This is a genomic window from Fervidobacterium sp., assembly GCA_026419195.1.
In the GTDB taxonomy this organism is placed as follows: Bacteria; Thermotogota; Thermotogae; order Thermotogales; family Fervidobacteriaceae; genus Fervidobacterium.
Genome location: JANZZV010000067.1, coordinates 1 through 1,034, shown reverse-complemented (window position 1 = coordinate 1,034; position 1,034 = coordinate 1). Strand labels below are relative to the sequence as shown.

At 38.8% G+C, this 1,034-nt stretch carries 1 protein-coding gene; it reads right to left on the bottom strand.

The genetic code is table 11. From position 1 onward, the window contains the following. Positions 1-522 (bottom strand): flagellin (locus N2Z58_09430; protein MCX7654879.1); only part of this gene is annotated, 522 nt, incomplete at its 3' end. Between the last annotated feature and the right edge of the window lie 512 nt (positions 523-1,034).

The window sequence follows — 1,034 nt, the reverse complement described above, 5'->3', positions numbered from 1 at the left end:
GGTACATCCTGTAAGGTCAGTTGTGGTACCGCAAACACTCTGACAGGTTCCTGCCAATGCTGCACTTGTAGCCTTGGTAATCTTGTCGGTAGTATTTGAACCCAAACCGCCATTTAAGAGCTTCTGGGTATTGAACTCGGTAGTGTTACCGATTCTGTTTATTTCTGAAGTCAACTGGTTCAATTCGTCCTGGAGAGCTCCTCTGTCTGCATCGGTATTTGTTCCGTTTGCCGACTGGTTAGCAAGTTCACGCATTCTCTGAAGTATTGAATGAGTTTCATTCAATGCACCTTCTGCAGTCTGTATCATTGAGATACCGTCCTGCGCATTTCTTGAAGCCTGATCCAAACCACGTACCTGAGCACGCATCTTTTCACTGATTGCAAGACCTGCTGCGTCGTCTCCTGCCTTATTGATTCTGAGACCTGATGATAATTTCTCGAGGGATTTTGCTCCGTTTGCGGTATTAGCGTTCAAACGGCCATAAGTGTTAAGAGCTTGAATGTTGTGATTGATAATCATAAAATTACCTCCTTGTTATTTTGAAATGTAAGGGCGTCCATGCCCCACTTTTTAAAGAAAGCAAAACAAGGATTTCTCCCACCTGGCCAGACTAGAAGAAAACCTCTTTTGTATCTTTGATAAGTATATCGGAAGATTTTTCATAGGACTTTATAGGAAATTTAAAATTTTTTTAATTTTTTTTAAATATTTTTTTAGTACCAACTTTAATTCTTCATATTAATGTTTTATTCCAAGAATTAAGGAACAGATAAAAATTAACTTTCTATTCTGCCGCCCACGGCTGCAAGGAGGAGTGTGTGTCTCCGCAACGCTCTTATACCTTATCTTTTTTTACTAAAGCTATTTCTTTTTCTTCCGATAACTAATATGAGATACAAATAATCTTAGCAACTGAAAAACAGTACTAGGATTATTAGTTTTTCTTTCATTAGGGAAAGGATTCCCTTTATGGCAGCAAACAAGGAGGTGATGCTATGCGAATAGGACATAATATTCAGGCACTTAATACC